19 protein-coding genes are annotated in these 18,635 nt (G+C 62.6%); 1 reads left to right on the forward strand and 18 read right to left on the reverse strand.

Annotated elements, in window-relative coordinates; all coding sequences use genetic code 11:
• Positions 1-272 precede the first annotated feature (272 nt).
• Positions 273-1,313, reverse strand: a complete 1,041-nt coding sequence (locus Q0Z69_RS00335; protein ID WP_298028668.1) for an IS30 family transposase — start codon at positions 1,311-1,313, stop codon at positions 273-275.
• A gap of 108 nt (positions 1,314-1,421) precedes the next feature.
• Positions 1,422-1,664, reverse strand: a complete 243-nt coding sequence (locus Q0Z69_RS00340) for a helix-turn-helix domain-containing protein (protein ID WP_298028670.1) — start codon at positions 1,662-1,664, stop codon at positions 1,422-1,424.
• A 100-nt stretch (positions 1,665-1,764) separates the two neighbouring features.
• Here Q0Z69_RS00340 and Q0Z69_RS00345 point away from each other — a divergent pair, with 100 nt between their 5' ends.
• Positions 1,765-2,583 carry a hypothetical protein gene (locus Q0Z69_RS00345; RefSeq protein WP_298028672.1) on the forward strand — a complete coding sequence of 273 codons (819 nt, stop codon included), beginning with the start codon at positions 1,765-1,767 and terminating at the stop codon, positions 2,581-2,583.
• Positions 2,584-2,638: 55 nt separating this feature from the next.
• Here the strand turns inward: Q0Z69_RS00345 and Q0Z69_RS00350 are convergent, their stop codons facing one another.
• From Q0Z69_RS00350 to Q0Z69_RS00430, 16 genes are all read right to left on the reverse strand, one after another.
• Positions 2,639-4,042 carry a phage tail tip lysozyme gene (locus tag Q0Z69_RS00350; RefSeq protein ID WP_298028674.1) on the reverse strand — a complete coding sequence of 468 codons (1,404 nt, stop codon included), beginning with the start codon at positions 4,040-4,042 and terminating at the stop codon, positions 2,639-2,641.
• 9 nt (positions 4,043-4,051) lie between these two features.
• Positions 4,052-4,468 (reverse strand): hypothetical protein, encoded by a 417-nt coding sequence (locus Q0Z69_RS00355; protein ID WP_298028676.1) that lies wholly within the window; start codon positions 4,466-4,468, stop codon positions 4,052-4,054.
• Between the two features lie 84 nt (positions 4,469-4,552).
• Positions 4,553-4,879 (reverse strand): hypothetical protein, encoded by a 327-nt coding sequence (locus Q0Z69_RS00360; protein WP_298028678.1) that lies wholly within the window; start codon positions 4,877-4,879, stop codon positions 4,553-4,555.
• 13 nt (positions 4,880-4,892) lie between these two features.
• The gene (locus tag Q0Z69_RS00365; RefSeq protein ID WP_298023759.1) at positions 4,893-5,171 is read right to left on the reverse strand and encodes a branched-chain amino acid ABC transporter permease; all 279 of its coding nucleotides are present in this window, start codon (positions 5,169-5,171) and stop codon (positions 4,893-4,895) included.
• Between the two features lie 5 nt (positions 5,172-5,176).
• Positions 5,177-5,371, reverse strand: coding sequence for a hypothetical protein (locus Q0Z69_RS00370; RefSeq protein WP_298023756.1), 195 nt, complete (start codon positions 5,369-5,371; stop codon positions 5,177-5,179).
• Complete coding sequence (locus Q0Z69_RS00375) at positions 5,368-6,012, reverse strand: carbohydrate-binding protein (protein ID WP_298028680.1); 645 nt, start codon at positions 6,010-6,012, stop codon at positions 5,368-5,370. Before Q0Z69_RS00375 ends, Q0Z69_RS00370 begins: the two co-directional genes overlap by 4 nt.
• Positions 5,940-7,139, reverse strand: coding sequence for a reverse transcriptase domain-containing protein (locus Q0Z69_RS00380; protein WP_298028681.1), 1,200 nt, complete (start codon positions 7,137-7,139; stop codon positions 5,940-5,942). Before Q0Z69_RS00380 ends, Q0Z69_RS00375 begins: the two co-directional genes overlap by 73 nt.
• A 546-nt stretch (positions 7,140-7,685) precedes the next feature.
• Entirely contained in the window at positions 7,686-10,598 is a 2,913-nt protein-coding gene (locus tag Q0Z69_RS00385; RefSeq protein WP_298028683.1) for a hypothetical protein, read from the reverse strand.
• A gap of 87 nt (positions 10,599-10,685) precedes the next feature.
• The gene (locus Q0Z69_RS00390; RefSeq protein WP_298028685.1) at positions 10,686-11,447 is read right to left on the reverse strand and encodes a phage tail protein I; all 762 of its coding nucleotides are present in this window, start codon (positions 11,445-11,447) and stop codon (positions 10,686-10,688) included.
• On the reverse strand, positions 11,440-12,573 hold the full coding sequence (locus Q0Z69_RS00395; protein WP_298028687.1) for a baseplate J/gp47 family protein: 1,134 nt from the start codon (positions 12,571-12,573) through the stop codon (positions 11,440-11,442). The genes Q0Z69_RS00390 and Q0Z69_RS00395 overlap by 8 nt, the downstream gene beginning before the upstream one ends.
• A complete protein-coding gene (locus Q0Z69_RS00400) occupies positions 12,566-12,889 on the reverse strand; it encodes a GPW/gp25 family protein (RefSeq protein ID WP_298023738.1) in 324 nt (107 codons plus the stop codon). Before Q0Z69_RS00400 ends, Q0Z69_RS00395 begins: the two co-directional genes overlap by 8 nt.
• The gene (locus Q0Z69_RS00405; RefSeq protein ID WP_298028689.1) at positions 12,886-13,302 is read right to left on the reverse strand and encodes a phage tail protein; all 417 of its coding nucleotides are present in this window, start codon (positions 13,300-13,302) and stop codon (positions 12,886-12,888) included. The genes Q0Z69_RS00400 and Q0Z69_RS00405 overlap by 4 nt, the downstream gene beginning before the upstream one ends.
• The gene (locus Q0Z69_RS00410) at positions 13,293-13,655 is read right to left on the reverse strand and encodes a hypothetical protein (RefSeq protein ID WP_298023731.1); all 363 of its coding nucleotides are present in this window, start codon (positions 13,653-13,655) and stop codon (positions 13,293-13,295) included. Before Q0Z69_RS00410 ends, Q0Z69_RS00405 begins: the two co-directional genes overlap by 10 nt.
• A gap of 10 nt (positions 13,656-13,665) precedes the next feature.
• Positions 13,666-15,003 carry a LysM peptidoglycan-binding domain-containing protein gene (locus Q0Z69_RS00420; RefSeq protein ID WP_367272184.1) on the reverse strand — a complete coding sequence of 446 codons (1,338 nt, stop codon included), beginning with the start codon at positions 15,001-15,003 and terminating at the stop codon, positions 13,666-13,668.
• Positions 15,004-15,111: 108 nt separating this feature from the next.
• Complete coding sequence (locus tag Q0Z69_RS00425; protein ID WP_298028691.1) at positions 15,112-15,318, reverse strand: tail protein X; 207 nt, start codon at positions 15,316-15,318, stop codon at positions 15,112-15,114.
• A gap of 14 nt (positions 15,319-15,332) precedes the next feature.
• Positions 15,333-18,632 carry a phage tail tape measure protein gene (locus tag Q0Z69_RS00430; RefSeq protein WP_298028693.1) on the reverse strand — a complete coding sequence of 1,100 codons (3,300 nt, stop codon included), beginning with the start codon at positions 18,630-18,632 and terminating at the stop codon, positions 15,333-15,335.
• Positions 18,633-18,635: the final 3 nt, after the last annotated feature.

Raw genomic sequence — 18,635 nt, forward strand, 5'->3', positions numbered from 1 at the left:
CAAGGTATTGCCCCGCCGCAGCGGCCCAGCTTATCAGGGCCAAACCAGGAAAGCGCCAAGAGAAGAGACGGGTATAACCCGTCTCTTCTCTTGACGCCATGTTACAAAAAGGCCTTAATGTCAAGAACAAATTGCAATAATTAAGAACAATCAGCACAATAGACAATCCGCCGCCTCCCATTTTGTGCTACTTCACAATAAAATGGGCATGACGACCAGCCGGGCGGGGCCTCCCGCTCGGCTTTTAGAACGTCTGTATTATCTGCGCCCGGTCAGGCCGCGGCCAGCTCCTCCTCGAACAGAGCCGCCGACGATTTCCACCCCAGCAGTTTCCTCGGATAGTGGTTTACCCAGTGTTCCGCCGCCGCCACCTGTTCCTTCGTCACCTCGTCAAAGTTGGTCCCCTTCGGGAAGAACCGGCGGATAAGCCTGTTCATATTCTCATTACTGCCCCGCTCGTAGGCGGAATAGGGATGGCAGAAGAAAACGATGGTCCTCTTGCCCTTCCGCCGGTGGGCGATTTCGATTCCTTCAAAGTCCTGGAACTCGCAGCCGTTGTCCACCGTGATGCTCTTGAACAGAGTATAGAACAGCCGCCCGAACTTCCGCTCCAGCCGGTTGATGGCCTTGACCACGCTGGCCGCGGTGTGGTCCTCCAGCAGCATGACGATTCCCATGCGGGTCCTCCGCTCCGTCAGCACCAGCAGCGTTTTCTTGGACCCCTTGCACCCCATGATGCTGTCCATCTCCCAGTGGCCGAACTGCTCCCGCCGCCCGATTTCCCGCGGGCGCTTCTCGATGCTGTTGCCGCGGGCCGCGCGGGCCGCCTTTTCCCCGTCCCGCTTTTTCCGGTGCCGCTTCCCCTTGTCGTGCAGGTGGGAGGCGTCCAGCACCAGGAACACGTCCCCCCGGTAGATGTAGTTGTACAGCGTCGTCTCGCAGATTTCCGTGTCGTAGACCTCGCCGTTGTTTCGGATTTCCGCCAGGGCCGCGCCGGGGGAGAAGTGCTGCACGGCGATAAGCTCCTCCAGCCGTCGGGCAAGGGCGTGGTCATGCCCGATTTTCAGGTCCGGCCCCTTCGCCGCCAGGAACTCCTTGTACTTCCGCTGCGCCTGTTCCGGGCTGTACTTCACTACAAACTCATAATCCGTCGTCATTTGAACACATTTCCCCCGCTCGATTTCATAGTAGATGGACCGGAGGCATTTCCCCAGCGCGTCCGCTATGACCGGCTTCGGGATTCCCTTTTTCAGCATCCGCTCCAGCGTCAGCCGCTGGTCCCAGGAAAAGTGTGTTGCTCCCTTGTGATTCATGGTGGCACCCCCTTTTTCCAGTAATATAAATTGGAATAATCGGGAATGTCAATCGTTCATCCGTTCTAAAAAAGAATTGCCGTAGGCTGACGCCTACGGCAAATTTTTTTATTCTTTTCCGGTCAGCCAGTTCATGGTGACGCCCAGGACCTCCGCAAAGGTCATCAGCTCATAGTCCGTCACGAACCGGTCCCCCGTCTCGATTTTGCTGATTGCCTCCCGCTCGATAAGCACGCCCTTGACCTGCATCCGGGCTGCCAGCTCGTTTTGGGACAGTCTCTTGGTGGTCCTGATTTGGTGTATTCGGTCCCCTGATATATTCTTTTGCCCGCCGTAGTCATATATTTTCACAGCACGCCCTCACTTCCGCCTTGACAATAGCACATCTCGCGGATTATTCTGTAATAAAGATTTACAGTTTATAATCTTTTTTTACAAAAGGGGGATTGCCATGTCTGGCCGGACTTCAAAGCTGCTCCGATGGGCCTTGTATTTTATCCTGTTCTGCGTCCTGCTCCGCGCCTGCGGAGTGATTTCTTTTACTGCCCATGAACACGACTGGCAGGAGGCCACCTGCACCGCGCCCAGGACCTGCGCCACCTGCGGCGAGACGGAGGGGGAACCCCTGGGCCATCAGTGGACCGCCGCCACCTGCCAGGCCCCAAAGACCTGCGCCAGATGCGGCGAGACGCGGGGGACCACCGCCGGGCACGACTGGATTTCCGCCACCTGCACCGCGCCCAAAATCTGCGCCGTCTGCGGCGAGACGAAGGGGGAACCCCTGGGGCACCGCTTCTACTCCATGAATTGGTACACCACCCGCCGCCCCACGTGCCAGGAGGAGGGAGAGCGCACGAACACCTGCTCCCGCTGCGGCCTGACCGTCACAGAGAGCGTCCCCGTTATCGGCTGCATCCCCGGCAACTGGGAGACGGTGGAGGAGGAATCCACTTCCACCGTCGTCATAAAGGCGCAGTATTGTACCATGTGCGGGAGAGAGCTTGACCGCAAGCAGCTCACCCTTTCCGGCGGCGGCGGGTCCGGCGGCGGGGGAGGGTCCGGCGGCGGGGGAGGCGGCACGGTCTACGATAACCAGGGCCAGCAGAACACCACGGCCACCTACGTCCTGAACACCAGCACCATGAAGTTCCACCGCCCGTCCTGCCGGGATGTCCCCCGCATATCGTCCGCAAACTACTCCACCTCCAGCCAGTCCAGGGACTACCTGATTTCCATAGGTTACAGCCCCTGCGGCCACTGTTCCCCATAAACAGAAAAACTCCCCCGGCGCTGGCACACGGTCCGCCGCCGGGGGAGTTCTCTTGTTATTTCAGCCAGTCCTTGCAGACATAGCCCGTGATGCCGTTCACGGCCACATACAGCCAGATGGTTTTTCCCACCTTGTTGTAGTAGCCGTAGCAGCGCACGGTGGTCCCGTTTTTCAGGACGCCCATGCTTTTCTTCTCGGTGCCCGCTCCGGTGCGGATGTTCAGCCCGCTTTTGGCGTCCACCTTGTAGGCCCTCGCCTGGGCCTTGTCGAAATACTGGGCCGCCTCCACCTGCTCCTGCTTCGGCGTGCTGGTGCTGGGCGCGCTGGGGGCCGGGGCCGCGCCGGAAGTCGTCCCGTCATAGGTCACATAGGGCAGCTTCCCGTGTTTCAGCCAGCGCCTGGAGTTGTACCCGGCCTTGGCCCCGATGTTGGCGACCGCCGTAATCTGCACCCGGTTCTCCCAGGCGGGGGAACACTCCACCGCCAGGCCGCCGCCGATGTACACGCCGATGTGGCCGGACAGCCAGACGGCTTCCCCCACCTCGATGTTGGAGAAGTCGGTGGAGACCCCGGAGCACCTGGCAATCATCGTGTCCGCGCCGATGTCCGGCACGCCGTTGGCCTGGTAGACGGCCCCGCCGTAAGTCTTGGACTTGTCCCCGCTCCAGCCCCACAACAGCCCTTTGATAAGGCAGACGCAATCAAAGCCGAAGGTGTCCGCGCTGGCCGCCTGAATCATCTTCTGCCTGGCCGCGGCCTTGTTGTACGTGTGGTTGTTGCAGTATCGCTTCTTGTTGGCCTCGTTCATGGGCGCGCCGAAACAGCCCATGATATACAGGGTCTTATAGTTCCGGGCCACGTCCTCGGCCCGCTGGGCCAGCTGCTTCCCTGTGGTGATTTTCCCGCCGGTGGTCCCGCCGCCGGTGGCCGGTGTGGCCGGTTTCTTGGCGTACTTGTCGAAGTAGCCCTGCCCGTACCCGGCCCGCTTCACCCGGACCGATTCTACGGTGTTGGCCGGGCGCTCGAAGTTCAGCAGCACGGCGTCGGATGCCTCCCGCACCGTGGCCGCGGATTTCAGGACCGACAGCACGCTCTTGAAGCTCTCGCCCAGCTCCTTCATCAGAAAGAGCAGCTGCGTCTCCAGGTCCCCCACGGATTTCCCCGCCGCCTTGGCGTACTCCAGCAGGGCCGCCTTGCGGCTCCAGAACGTCCACTGACACAGGCCGTAGCCCTGCCCATCCCTGGCGAAGTTGGTATAGCTCCCGCTGTCCACGGCGGCGGTGTACTCCGCGTCCGTCATTTTCAGCTTGGTGTTCCCGGTGTTCTGCAGGTTGTTGGGCAGCAGGCCGCTCTCCGCGTAGATGTTCCCCATCATCCCGGCGGCCCCCTGTTCGCTCATGCCGTGCCCGGTGAGGAAGTTCCAGATTTTTTGCTCGTTATTCGCTCCAGTCAGCGCCATTGTGTCCTCCTATCCGACCGGGCCGCCGTCCTGCGGCGGGGCGTTCTCTGCGTCCTCCCGCCGCCGCTTCCGCTCCCGGTGCTTTTCCTTTGCGGTTTTAATCCACCCCAGGATGCCGCACTCGAACCCCATCATGGAGTAGAAACACTGAACCAGCGTGTCCGGTATGCCTCCCGTCAGCTCGTACAGCTCTATCATTTTCAGCGTGAACAGCAGCACGGCGGCCCCCACCAGGACCAGGACGATGTTCATAGTCCCGATACGGTCCAGCAGGCCCGGCTTCTTCTCCGCCGGGCCTGCCTGTTTGTTCTGTGTTCTTCCGCCGCTCCGGCGTTTTCTGCTCCCGCCCAGCAGGCGGTCGGCCAGCAGGGCCGCCGCCATCCCCAGCAGGAAGCAGGCGGCGAACCCGGCGATAATCCCTATCACTTGCGGTCCCTCCGGTCCTTATCCCCCACGTAGTAGCCCAGCGCCAGGCAGGCCGCCATGCAGACGGTGAACAGCAGCGCCGTATCAGGCCCGGTCATGGTCGCTGTCCTCGCCGTCGCCCCGGTCCCCCTGGGCCACGGCCACGGGCGCGCTCACATTAAGCCGCGCCATGACTTCCTGGGTCACAGCCTCGCCCAGCTCCGCCGGGTCGATGTCCTTCTTCTGGTCGTCCTTCTCGGTCGGCTCGGTCTTGTCCACCTTGCTGAAATAGAAGGTGATGACCGCCGTGTAGATGACCATGAAGTTCTGGTCCACCTCGCCCTTGAAACTAAGGACAGCGAACATCACGGTCAGGAGGATGGTCACGATGGATTTCACGCTCACCAGGCGGTTGATGACTTTCTCTTTCATGTCGGTTCTCCTTTCAAAATTCCGGTTTGTGCGCGCTCTTGTTCAGGTGCTTGTCCAGCATATTCAGCGCCTCCTTGCAGGGGCCGTCCGCCCCCAGCTCGATGACGCCCTGCAGGACGCATTTCAGGCCGTAGCAGATAAGGGTCTGTTCCTTCTGCACGGCGTTGATGACCTCGCTCTGCTTCTTGTCATTCTCGCTCCGCCGGTAGATGTAGAAGATGACACCGGCCAGGGCAGACACGGCGGCCAGCAGGCTGCCAGCCGTGATGATGGTGTTCGCGTCGATGTACAAGGGCTTCACTCCTCCATTTCGTATTCGTCCGGGACTTCATCCCGTCCGAGGAGGGCGGTCAGGCGGTCCGCCGCCTCCGCCCGCTCCTCCTCCATGACCACGGCCCCCAGCTGCGCCAGGGCGTCGCTCTGCGCTCGGATGATCCTGTTCTGCATATCACAGATGCCGCACAGCTCCTGAATGATTTGCAGATTGCTCATTCCTCGGCCTCCGTCCAGCCGTAGACGCCCGGCTCCCACACGTTGGCGTCAACGTCGCTGGTCCAGTGTTGGCCCTTGTGGCTCACCTTGTCCCCCTGGTTGTAGGCGTCGTGCGCGCCGATGGGCTGCACCCAGGCGGGCCACTCCTCCGCCGGGTCCGCGATTTTGGTCCAGAGGCTGGCCGTCTTGTCCGGCGTCCAGTCCACCTGCGAGGTGTGGTCCTGGACGCACCGGTAAAGCTCGCCGTTGTACTGGCGGATGTTGCCCTGCTTGTAGTCCACCGGGTAGGCCCAGGGAGAAAACAGGTCCGTGTGCTCTCCGGCGGTGGTGTCGTCGATGCTCCCCGCCTCCGCCATGGTGACAAAGGCGATTCCCGCGGCGGTGTTTACCGCCTTGACCTGCTCCTTCACCGGCCCCGTCCGGTCCTCCGTCCGGTAGTGCCGGTCGATTTCATACCAGTCATAGCAGTTGCCCTCCGCGTCGTCGGCGCTGTTGAGCTTCCGCACCACCCGGAAATGGTCCGTGATGGTCTGGTCCGGGTAGATGTGCTCCACCTCCCGGTAGCCGGTCAGGTCCGTGTGGTGGCTCCCCTTGGTTTTGAGGACTTCCTTCTCTCCCTCTGTGCCAAATACATACTCCATGTCATTTCCCCCTTTTTACTGTTTTCCCGGACGATTCTCTTTAGCTCCCGCTGGATGCGCTCGCCTCGGAAAATGGCCCGGTATAGGTTGGTGTTATTACAGTGTTTGAGCTGCCCCAGCTTTGAAATGAGACTGTGCGCCGTCCCTGGCAGAATCCGCTTCCCGGCGTCCCGCCGCTTCCGATACCGTGCCACGGCCTTTTTGATGCGGTGGAGGTTGTGCTTCCGGGGCAGGGTGTAGCCCCGCCCGTACCGGTAGCCCACGGCGTCCGGCATCCGCCGCCGCTCTCGCTCCACGCCGTTGCGCGGGGCCTCCAGCTTCTCCGGCTTCCTGCCCTTCGGCACCGTCCTGAATATCTGCCAGTCGCCTTTTAGCCGCAGCTGGTGAGCGTTCAGCCAGTTCTCCATGAGCGTTTTCAGCTTCCGCAGCTTCCGCTTGTTCGGCCCCAGAATCGTCAGGTTGTCCATGTACCGCACGTAATGGGCCGCAAATCCGCTCTGCCGGATAAGCTGGTCCAGCGGCTGGAGGACGGTGTTTGCGAACCACTGGGACGTGTAGGCCCCTATCATCACGCCGTCCTTGACGATTCTCCAGATAAGGTCCAGCACCCGCCGGTCCTTGATAAGCTGCCGCATCCGCGCCATGACCACCTCCGGCTTCAAGCTCATGTAGAAGTGGTAGATGTCGCCGGTCAGCTCGTACTTGGTGCCTTTCGGGTCCTTCACCATCCACCGCTCGATTGCCTGCCGCCCGTGGTGCGGGCCGCGGCCCCGGATGCTCCCGCAGCAGTACGGGTCCATCCCTCGCATGAAGATGGGCTGGAGTATCTGGACCAGCGCGTGGTGTATGTATTGGTCCGGCCACTGGGCCGGTTCGCTCACCGTTCTTTGCTTCCGGGCGCTTGGGTCCCATCTCTGCGTCACCTTGGGCGGCTTCTGCTCAAAGCCCGTCAGGATGATGTTCCGCAGGTCCTTGACCCGCTCCTGCTTCGTCTCCTCCACCCAGGCCGTGCAGGCGTTGGGCCGGTGGTGACTGTGCCAGTGGTGCGAGGCGTTCACCTCGTTGATTGCCAGCAGTAGGTTTTCATCTGAAATGAGCCGTTCAAACAGGTGTCCTACCCTGTGCATAGGGATTTGTGCTCCTCCTTTTAGCTGTACGGACTTTCTCCCCGCGCCGGTTTCCCGGCGGGTACTCGCCCGCTCCCTTGTAGCTTATCTTCACCGTGGGGTGCGCGATTATCTGTGCCGTGAATAATTGAGGATGGTTAGCAAGTCCCACGCAGTTCCCGCCCTTCCCGGTTGGGAGGGGCGGAGCGACGCCGAAGGTGGCGGGAGCCGATGTTGCTGCTGGTGTTGGAGGCCGTGTTGTAGTTCACGTAGAACAGGCCGTAGTTGCCGTTCTGGTTGTAGTTGCCGCCAACGTAGAGGCACGGGTTCGAGGCGTTGAAGTTCCAGTTGTCGCACGACGGCCCGACCCAAAACATCGGTACTGCACAGATAACCCCGACCGCGCCAGGGGCTTCCTTCCCGGCCCCGTGGCCGGGGACCCCTGTTTTTCGCGCGGATTTCAAAATTCCGCCCGGCGCGGTCCCACGCCGGGCGGTCCGTTATATCATGTTTTTTCCATGCAAAGGGCGGGGGCTGCGGCCCCCTCCCTCTGCACTCCCTCCCCCATTAGGGGAGTTCCTGGAGGCGGGAGCCGATGTTGCTGCTGGTGTAGGAGGCCGAGTTGAAGTGCACGTAGAACAGGCCGTAGTCGCCGTACTGGCTGCAGTAGCCGCCAACGCAGAGGCACGGGAACGAGGCGTTGAAGTACCAGCGGTCGCACGAATAGGTGCTCTCGCTTCCGCTTGCCTCTGTCGGAATGAAGATGGGGAATCCGCCCGCCGACGTGACGGTGAACGCGCTCGGCCAGCCGCTGGACGGCTTTCCCGCCAGGGTCCCGCCCGCGGTGTCGGAGAAGTTGGCCGGATTCAGGATGATGTTCAGGCCGTTGCCGTCGTAGTAGCAGCCGTCGCACCAATCGTAGCAGTTGTCCCACAGCCCTTCGATGTTCCTGTACTGCGTCCCGCCGTAGCTGTCCCGGCTGTTCTGCGTGGTCCCGGTGTGATACCCCATGTTGTCCGTGTAGCCCATGTTGAACACGGCGGAGCTGCTGGAACTCGTCAGGGAACATCCCTTGCCGATGACCTTCTGGCTGTTCCAATCGGCAAACTCCACGATATACAGCAGCCAGATGGTGAACCGCGTTGCGAAGTCCAGCTGGGAGTAGCCCGCGCCCAGCGTCTTGATGCCCTGCCGGAACGCATCCCTGGTCTTGCTCACCTGCGGGGCCACGCCCGTCTTGCTTTTCCAGTCGCTGGCACAGTGATAGCGGCCCACGTAGATAGCGTCCCGCTCGCCCTTGCCGTCCTTGCGGTCCATGTGGGCAGGAGAGACGGAATAGCCGTCCTCCTTCTCCGCCGCGATTCTGATTTGCAGGCCCTTCCCGTTCTGCTCCAGCTTGTACCAGAACTTCGGGATTTTCACCATCTGCCCGCCGGTCCTGGCCTCGACGGTCATTCCCGCCCACGGCTGGAGGGTGTCGAACGGGCTGCTGCCCGCCGTCCCATTGTTCACGTGGGGCGTCGGGTCGGTGAAATTCTTGGCGGCGTCCGTCCGGGTCCACTTGGTCCCGCTGTTCCCGTCCCAGGTCACGCCGTAGATTTTCGGCTCGTACACGTTCACGCTGACCTTCTTGGTCGCGCCGTTGTACTTGGTGGTCTGCGCCAGGCTGATAGTGACCTGCGTATCACCGGCGGAAGCGCCGGAAATCGTCACGACCTTTTCCGCCGCCGAGGCCGTGGCCGTGCCGGGCGCGTCGGAGGTGGCGGACACGGCCCCGTCGCTGTCCGTGGTCACGTTGATTTTCACGTTGGCCCCCACTTTCAGCTTCACACTGCTGTCCGGGTTCAGGGTAAAGGTCGGATTCTTCCGCGTGACGTTCACGGTCAGCTTCACTTCCGCGTCGGCGTAGTTCTTCGCGCCCTTGCTGGAGATGGTCACGACCGCGTTGCCCTGTCCCGCGCCGGTGATGGTGACTTTCTTCTGCGCCGTGTCCGTGCTCACGGTGGCGAAAAGTTGCTGGCTGGATTCCGCCGAGATGTCGGCGTCGCTGTTGGTGGTCACAGTGACCTCCACCTGGTCGCCCACGTGGATGTCCTGCGCCGTGCTGGGCGAGATGGAGAGGGTGTTCGCCGCCTTGGCGATATTCCACTGGACGGACTTGGCCCCCGTGTCGCCGCCCGGCCACTGATAGTTGTCCTTGGGGGTGAAGGAGGTGGAGTATTCCCCGGCGTCCCGCTGCTTCGTCTCCGTCTTGGTCAGCTTGTCCTCGGAGTAGTCGTTCCACTCCGGGGCCTGCTCCTCGCCGCTGTAGGTCAGCGGGGTTTTCACGCTGGGGGTGCTGGCAATCGTGGCCCGCTGGATGGTCCACTCGACTTCCTTCTCCTTGGCGGTCTTATCCGCCCAGGTGTAATCCCCCTTGGGGGTGAAGTACGCCTTGTACGTCCCTGCGTTGGTCTCGCCCTGAAACTCGGTCGCCGGGGTCTTTCCGTCCCCGTAGGTAACGTCCATCATCTCCTCGGAGAAGTTGTTCCAGGTCGGCTTCTGCTTATCGCCGCTGTAGGTCAGCGCGGCGGCCTGGGACGGCACCACGGAGATAGTGTTCTGCACCGCGGCGATAGCCTCCGCCGCGCCGTCGGCCACCTTCTTTGCCTCCTCGGCGGTTTTCTTCACGCTGTCCAGCGTGTCCCAGAGGCCACTTTTCCGGTCAACCTTTTCCCAGACGTAGCTCCCTTCCTGCTCCTTGGTGCATACCCACTCCTGGCCGGTCTGCAGGTTGAGGTAGTGCTGGCCCACCTTGCCCTCGGTCTCCGCCGTCGGGTCCTCGTTCCCGGTCAGCGTGGGATAGCCGTTCAGCGCCTTCTCCGCCGCGGCGATTCTGGCGGACAGCGCCGGGTGCGCCTCCGGGTCCTGGTTGTGCTCCTCGATGTCCGCGGCGATAGCCGCCTTGTGAGCGTCCTTGTCCTTGCTGTGCTCGTCGATGGCGTCCTGGATGGCCCCCACCGTGGCGATTCCCGCCGTGGAGATGCTCACCTCCAGCCGGTCCCCGTCGGTGACGGTCAGCACCGCGTACAGCTTGAAGCTGTAAAGCTGCTCGCTCTCCGCCGGGATGGTCACGCCGCAGTTGCCGCTCTCGTCCGGCTCGTCCTCCACGGTCAGCAGGATTTTCTCCTCGCCCTCCGGCTCGCCGCCCGAAGTGTCGCCCACCTGGGCGTAGATGTTGACCCGCTCCAGCTTGTAGGCTTCCTGATTCCCGATGCTGGTCACTTGGATGCACACGGTCACGGTGTTGCCCGCCCTGGTCACGCTCTCGATGGTCAGAGGGTGGTCCCTGCCGCCCGGCTCCGGCGTTCCGGGGTCCCCGTCCGCCGTGGTCCCGTAGGCCGAACTGATTTTCAGTCTCCGGCCCGCCGCGAACTCGGTCAGCATATCCTGGCCGGATTCCGGCACGGTAGCTTTGTTCCAGCGTTTCGTGCTTGCCATAGATGTTCCTCCTTGTGATTTTTCAATATGCGCGGGCCGCCGCCGGTCCGGTCTCCCGGTCCAGCGGCGGTCTTTGACATCTTTGCCTTACCCGGCTATGTCGATGGGTACGGTGTACGCCTCGGCCACACTGGCCGCCGCGCCCGCCTTGACCGTCGCCGTGCCTCGCAGCTCCGGCGGCGTCAGCTCCGCATGGACGGTGTAGCCCTCGCACAGCATGGCGGAGAACGCGCCCAGGTGGACCGTGGCCGTCGGTTTCAGCTCCGGGACCGGCAGCGTCAGCGGCGTGTGGTATTCCTCCCACAGCCCCGGCACCGTCCCCCGCGCCTTTGCGATAGCCGGGGCGGCCTCGATAAAGTACGTGATGCCGTCGTTGTGGGAGCGCAGGGACTTGTAATAGTTCAGCCGCTCCAGCACCCGACGCTGCTTCTCGGAATCTATCTGGTCGTTGGACACGTTGATGTCCACCCGGAAGTGATACGGCTCTCCGCCGTACTCGAACCACTCCAGGATTTTTGTCCCTGGGTAGATGGCGGAGATGGCCCGCTCCACGGCGGCCTTTGTCCCCATCAGCCGGTGGACGAACCAGCTTCCCTTGACGGTCTGCCTCTTTTCCTCCAGGCTGTAGCTTGGGTCCCACCAGTCAACCTTGAAGTCGTGCGCCAGTATCGCCAGCAGCGGCTCCTCCAGGTTGTCGATGTTGCAGATGATACGCAGCCGGTCGGTTTCCGCCAGCCTGTTCACCAGCGCCCCGGCGGTGGCCTCCGCCAGCGCCTCGGTGGATTCATCCTCCTTTAGCGCGGGCGGGAGGGTGAACAGCATATTGTCCTTGGTGATTCCGTTATTCATCCTCATACCCTCCGCTCTGAACGGTCACGGTCCCCAGCTCCGCCACCTGCGGCGCTTCGGTCCCGCTCCCGTCCTTTAGGGAGGTAAAGGCCGGTTCTGTCAGCTCCACCCGCTTGATGCCGGTCTGCATCAGCATGGAGATAAGCCGGGACGGATTGATGTCCCGCCCCAGCTTCGCGCTCTGCCAGGCGGTGAACTCGTCCACCTTGGCCTTTACCGCCGCATCCAGGTCCTCGGCGGACTGTGTTTCGTCCTTCTGGATGTAGTAGGTGAGCGTCACGTTGTACTTCACCTTCTCCGGGTCCTCCACAGATACCAGGTCCGTCAGGGGCCGCACGTCGTCCGCGCTGCACGCCTCCAGCACCTTCTTCTTGGTCTCCTCCGTGGCTATGGTCCCGTCGTCCATCAGCACATAGAGCTTCACCGTCCCCGGCGTGGGGGAGGCGGCGATAACGTCCGCTATTTTGGTGTCCACCTGCTTTGCGAAGTAGATGTACCCGCCCCGCGCCCCGGCGCAGCTGTAGCCGTCCATGCTCAACCGCAGCAGCTCGTAAAATTCCTCGTCGGTGGCCGCGTCCCCGCCGCCGTCCGATGCCGTCAGGTTGGCGCAGGAGATGTAATAGGCGAACAGGTCAACGATGGTATTGATTTGCCCGGCCACGAATCCGTTGCCCGCCGTCCCCTCGGTCTGGCAGCGGATTTCCACGTCCGCGTAGGTGTCCCCCGCGTTCACGTAGATGTCCTCCACCGTCTCCCAAACAAGGGTCCTGCTGGCGTCAGTGACGCGGGTCCCCCCAGGGATAAGCACGGCGAACTCCTGCGCCTCGGAGATGGTGAAGCGCATGGTGCAGGTGGCCGCCTTTGCCCCCGGCCTTTCCTTGGCATAGAACAGCTCGGCCAGCGCGTCCAGGTCCTTTCCCTCCGCCCGGCTGGGCAGGTTCTGGTTTGCGGCGTAGTTGGCAAGCGCCCGCTCCTGGAGCACCACCGCCGCCGCCCACTGGATGAACTGCCGCTCCGGGCTGCCCGGCTGGACGGTTACGCCCGTGATGCTCTCGTACTGCTCGGTCATCCATGCCGTGATTTCGTCCGGGTCCATGGGGATGAATTGGTACAGTGTCTTACTCAATGTTGATTTCCACCTCCACCTTCGGGACCAGCTTGCCCGATGCCCCGTCCCGCTCAAAGGTGATGTCCTTCACCGTGGCCCGCGGTTCCCATTTTTCGATGGCCTCCCGAATCTCCATCCGCGCCTGCTGCTCCGCCGCCGGTGCGGGCAGGTCCAGGAAGTCCATGTCAACGCCGAAGTCCCGGTACAGCGGCACGGTCCCCTTTGGCGTGGTCAGGATTATCCTGATTGCCTGGAGGACCGATTTCACCGTCTCCGCCGCGCCCAGCTCCAGCGCGCCGTTCTCGTCTGCTGATACCGTGTAAGTATTGCTCATGTTCTCAAATACTCCTGTAGCGTCACGGACACCGTAGCGCCCGCTATGTCGCCGTTCCGGTCCGTATATTTGGCCGTCATCTCATGGCTGACGATGTTCCACCTGTATTTCCCGTAGCACTTCGTTCCGATGGTCAGCGCCAGGGCGATTCCCTCCCGCTCGTAGGTCCACAGCTTCACCACCTGCTCCAGTGGATTGACGCCGTGCTCGATAAGCAGCTGAATCTCGAAGGTGATTTTGTCCGGGTCCATCCCGGTGTACTCCGTCAGCGCGTGGTAGTTATGCCGGTTGTGGACGGAGTAGCGCGCGGACCCGGACCACTTGAAGTTTTCCAGCGTCAGCACCACGTCGTCCGATACGGAAAAGATGATTCCCTCTCTGGAGCTTTTCCCCAGGTAGCCCACTACTGCCACGCCTGAATCCCTCCCAGCACAAAGCCGCGCCCGTCCCGGATTGGTTCATACAGGCACAGCACTTGGTCGTTTACCTTTGGCATCCACGGCTTGATAATCAAATCGTGGTCGTGCTCCTCAAAAGCCGCATCCCCGGCTCCGCCGCCCCGCTTCTCTGTTTTCTGCGGCACGTCGTAGTCGGGGATGAAGTCCCGGTTGATAAGCACGGGAATCCAGCCGGAGGGCAGGTTCATGTCCTGGAAGAACACCTGGGCCAGCCGCTTCACGTTGTCCACGGCGGTCACGGTCCCCACGCGCACCATCACGGAGAAGGCCGCGTCGTTGTTCTGGAATTGGGTCTGCCTCTCGTACATGGTCTCCTCCTTACGGAATGATAAGCTGCTGTCCCGGGTAAATCAGGTTCGGGTTCTTGCCGATGATGTCCTTGTTTGCCTCATAGATTTTGGTGTACATGGCCCCGCTGCCATAGTATTTTTTCGCTATGGCCCACAGGCTGTCCCCGGATTTCACCGTGTAGCTCTGGCCGGTGGTCTCCGCTGCTGCGGTGGCCTCCTCCTCGCCGCCGGTGTCGCCGCCGGTGGAACCGCTCTCGCCGCCGGACAGGACTTTCCGCAGGTCAATCTTGGTGGTGTACCCGCTCCCGTCGATGGTGTGCGTGGCCTGCTTGACCATGTACTTACCGGACCAGCCGCCGAAGTCCTCCAGCATGACCGTGACCCCGGCCACAAGGGCCGTGTTCCCCGGCAGCGTGAAGGACGCCGTGCGGTTGAACTTGTTATGCAGCCGCAGGTGCTTTTCGGCCAGGGCTTTTGCCTCGCCCGCGCTGGACACCCGCGCCGTGATTTCCAGCCGCTGCTCGCTCTCCCCGTCGTCCCCCTCCGCCGTGGCAATCCCCTCGATGCACTTGCCGGTGGCCGGGTCCGCATAGCTGACGCGGCAGGACCCGTACTGGGTCTCCGCCGCTCCGGTGGAAAGCTGGTAGCTCTCATAGGCCGTGTAGCTCTCGTCCCGGCGGTATGCCCCGTATGCGCGCGGGGCCGCCGGGAGGATTCTCCCGTTGTTGCGCCGGATGTACGCCACGGGAGGCAGGGCCTCATAGATGGATTGGTCAAAGAGGACCAGCTGCCCGTCCGTGCATTTCAGGCTGATGCCCTCGTCGTGGCACAGCTCGGACAGGAAGGTGATGTCGCTCTTTTTGGTCTGTTCCTTCCGCTCATAGCTCGGATTGTTGGACGCCTCGTACACGCAGGACAGCCCGCCGTTACTGGCTATCTCATTGGCGATACCGGACAGGGTGTAATTCTCCCAGGCTTTTGTTTTCTTGGTCTGCCGGATGGCGGACCCATAGGCCAGGGAGGACCCTTTCAGCGTCACGGTGGACGGCGGGCCGCCTGCTTCCACGCTGTCCAGCTCAAAGCTGCCCGTGGGCAGGGACCCGCCGCCGCTTCCCCAGTTTTCCGGTGTGATGGTCGCGCTGATGGACAGCTTGGCCGCCGCCGACGCCTCCACCGCCTTGTTCAGCCAGTCCTGCAGCCACAGTCCTTCCCGGTCCTGTAACTGGAGCTGGATGCTGTCCGATTCGTCCTCCTCGCTGTCCGTGTAGGTCAGGGAGAGGAAGTAGGGCTTCATGCTGCTGGTGATGTCCGCGCCGTCAATGGTGATGTCCACCGACGCCCGGCGGGCGGCGTTAGGGTCAATCATCTCGTCCTCGCAAACTCCTTTCCGCTCCGCCCGGCTGTCCGCCGGGCATCCGCTCCATTCCGTTGCTCGTCCTCTCCCCGCAAAGCGCCGCGGCTTTGCGGGGCCCCGTTAGCCCTTCCGCTTCCACGGCGGGAGCAGGCTGTTGAAGTTCTGCGGGATTTCCGGGAGGGTCAGCACCACCCCGGAGGAGAAGATGTAGATGTCCTTATACTCCATGTTCGCGCTGATAAGCAGGCCCGTGTGGGACGTGCTGCCCAGCTGTTCATAGGCGATAGAATCCCACATATCCCCGCTCTTTGTGGTGTATGTTGCCATGTTCTTTCCTCCGCTCACGCATAGGCCCGGCGGCCACGCTCCCGCTCGGCCCGGCTCAAAAGCCGGTCGAAGTTGGCTTCTATCCATGCCTCGAACCGTTCCTCCGACGCCATCATGGCCTGGTCCATCACGTTCCGGTCCGCGTTGCCCTGGATGACGACCTGCGGCGCGAACGTGAAGGAGAATCCGGGGCCGCCGCCAGCGCCAGCCGGTAGGCTTTGCAGCTCCGCGGGCCGGTTCCCCAGCCCCAGCAGCCGCCCGGCCTGCCGCCAGATTTCGATGTTCTGCGCCCGCACGCCCCGCTGGAAGCTGATGACCGCCTCGGTCCCCGCCTCGCCTGCCACGCTCGGCCCGTTGGTGAAGCCGCCGCGCGCCAGCATGGGGATTTCCGGGATGTTCAGACCGAACTTCTTTCCGCCAATCAGCGGCACCCAGTCCGGGATGTCGATGTTTAGCCCGTTGATGCCGGAAATGGCCTTGTTCACAATGGAGATGACCGCGTTCAGCGGCGTTTTTATCAGCGCGCCCAGCCCCTCGAAAATTCCGCCGAAGATGTCCTGGACGCCCTGCCACGCCTGCTGCCAATTCAGCGTAAACACGCCGGTCACAAAGTCGATGATGCCTTGGAACACGGTTTGAATTGCCGAAACGATAGTAGCCAGCCCGGAGCTAAATGCCTCGTACCCGGCCAAAAGTGCCGGAATGACCACGCTTGCGATAGAGAGGACCACGGAAATGACGTTCTCGATGACAGGGAGGGCCGCCTGAATTGCCATGGCGATTATCTGGGCCACCGTCATCACCGCGCTGCCCAGGTTGGACAGGATGGCGGAAATCGTCGGGGCCGCCGCCGTGAAGGTCTGGAGCAGGATAGGCACCACCGTCTGCGTGATGAAGCTGAAAATTTCCTGAATGATGGGCTTGACGTAGGTGTTTGCGAAGGAGACGACCTGACCGACCACGCCCATGACGGATTGCAGGATTTGAACCAGCCCGTCGAAAGCTGCCCCGGCGTTCTCCCCGAACAGGCCCGTGATGGCGTCGCGCAGCGGGGCCAGCGCCGCCGCCACGCCGCCGTCCTGGAACAGCCCGTTGATGAAGTCTCCCACCTGCTGGAGCACGCCGATGAACGAATCAAAGACGGCAACGCCGGTGTCTCCGAATACGCTCTGAATGATGCCGCGTATATCCTCCAGGTGGTCCCCCAGGAGGCTCACCACGGCAATGATGCTGGAGATGACGCCCACGATGGGGAGCGCCCCGGACACCAGGCCGCCGAAGCCGGAGGCGACCGGCCCCCACATATTGCCCAGCGCGCCCATGCCAGCGCCCAGGAAGCTGCCCACGTTCCCCAGCGCGCCGCCGATGGCCTGCGCCGGTGCGGACCCGGCCACACGGCCCACCAGCCCCGCCGCGCCCTGCGCCAGCCCGGTTGCCCTTCCGGCTACCCAGCCCGCGCCCCGCCGTGCGAGGTTCGCGCCGCCAGTGACCAGCCCGGTCAGGCCGGTTTCTCTGGAGATGCCGGACAGGACTTCTCCTATCGCGCCGCCGGTGGCCCGCAGGCCGCCCAGGATTCCGCCGCCAATTCTGGTGTTTCTCAGGTTGCCCAGCGACGCTGCGATTCCGCCGAGGTAGTTTCCGATTCCCTGCCCGATGCCGCTGCCGCCCACCAGGTTCCGAATGGTGTTCCCGGTGGCCGCCAGCGTGGTCATGGGTCCGGCGCTCACGGCGGACGCCAGGCCGCTTGACAGGACGCCGCCCACGCGCTGTCCGCCTGTGAACAGCCTGCGGGCCATGTCGAACAGCCCGCCGGTCCTCTTTCCGTTCCCGCCGCCTGACTTTGTGCCCAGCAGCAGATTTCCCGCTCCGCCCAGCAGGCCGGTGATGCCCGGCGCAAACTTCATGGCGGTAAAGGCGATAGCCAGGTTTTTCAGGATGCTTACCACCTGCGGCCCGTGGTCCTGCAGGTAGTCCAGCGCCTGCTGGATGTATGGCAGAGCGGTCTCCAGCGCGTTCCCGGCCAGCTCCACGCCCTGGCTGAACAGCGACGCCAGCGTTTGGGCAATCTCGCCCAGCTCCGGCATATCCCGCAGCTGGTTGATGAAGTCTATCAGGGCCACGCTCATTTCCTTTTTGGCCGGGAGGAAAGCGGTGCCCACGTCAATTTTTAGTGCCTGGAACGCATTGGACATCATGGTGTCGATGGCCTCCGCGTTGCTGGATTTGATGATGAACTCCCGCTCCATGCTCCCGGTGTAGAGGCTGGGGTCATTCACCATAGCCAGCGCGTCGGTGAAGGTGCTCAAATTCCCGGTCATCTTCGCCGCGCCCTTGATGGCCCACTGGCCGAAAAGTGTACTCAACGCCGCAACCTGCTTGTCAGCGTCCAGGTTCTGGATTGCCTCGAACACTTGCAGGATGGTCCCCGTGGCGTCCTCCTGCATCATCTTGGCGACGCCCTCCGCCGTGAAGCCCAGGGCCTCCCACTGGGTCTTTTGCGCCTTTGTGGCGCTGGACCCTTTGCTCAAGTTGACGTACATCCGGCTGATGGAGTTGGCCGCCTTGCCGGTGTCCACGCCCATAGCCAGCATGGCGTCCGCCAGGGCCGCCGTGCTGGCCACGTCCATGCCTGCCACCTGGCCCAGTCCGGCGGTCTCATTGACCACCTGGGCGATTTCCGCCGCCGTCGTGGCGCTGTTCGCGCCCAGGTAGTTGATTTGGTCGGAGACCACCATCACCTGGTCGTGGTTGATGCCGAACGCCTTTTCCCACTTGGCGGCCCAGTCGCCCGCCTGGCCTGCGGAAATATCCATAGCCGTTCCCATCATGGCAACGTCTTTCAGGAAGCCGCTGATGTTCCCCTCGTCGTCGTACTGGATAAGGTCGCTGATGGACTTGCCGGACTGTCCGGCGGCAGCGGCCAGCCTGGTCAGGTCCTCCGCCGTCATGGGGATTTGCGTGCTCAATTCCAGAATGGCGTCGGTCATGGCGCTGTAGTTTTCCGCGTAGGTCTTGCCGTTCTCCGCCAGCTTCCCGCTGATTTTGCCGTTGGCGTCGGCCAGGCCGCCCACGTACTTCACCACGTCGGCCATCTGCGCCTCAAAGTCCTTGGCCGCGTCCGTGCATTGGGCCAGGGCCGCCACGGTCCCGGTGGCAAGCGCGCCCATGGCCGCGAGGCCCGCCGTGCCGATGCGGCTCACCGCGCGGGCCAGGTCTCCGATGCGGTTGTTTGTTCCGTTGATTGCTGATATCAGGCTTTTGTCTATTCTCCCGGCAATTTGAATGGTCAGCGGCAGATATTTTCCTTTTGCCACCGT

The organism is uncultured Dysosmobacter sp., from assembly GCF_947631165.1.
Classification (GTDB): Bacteria; Bacillota; Clostridia; order Oscillospirales; family Oscillospiraceae; genus Oscillibacter.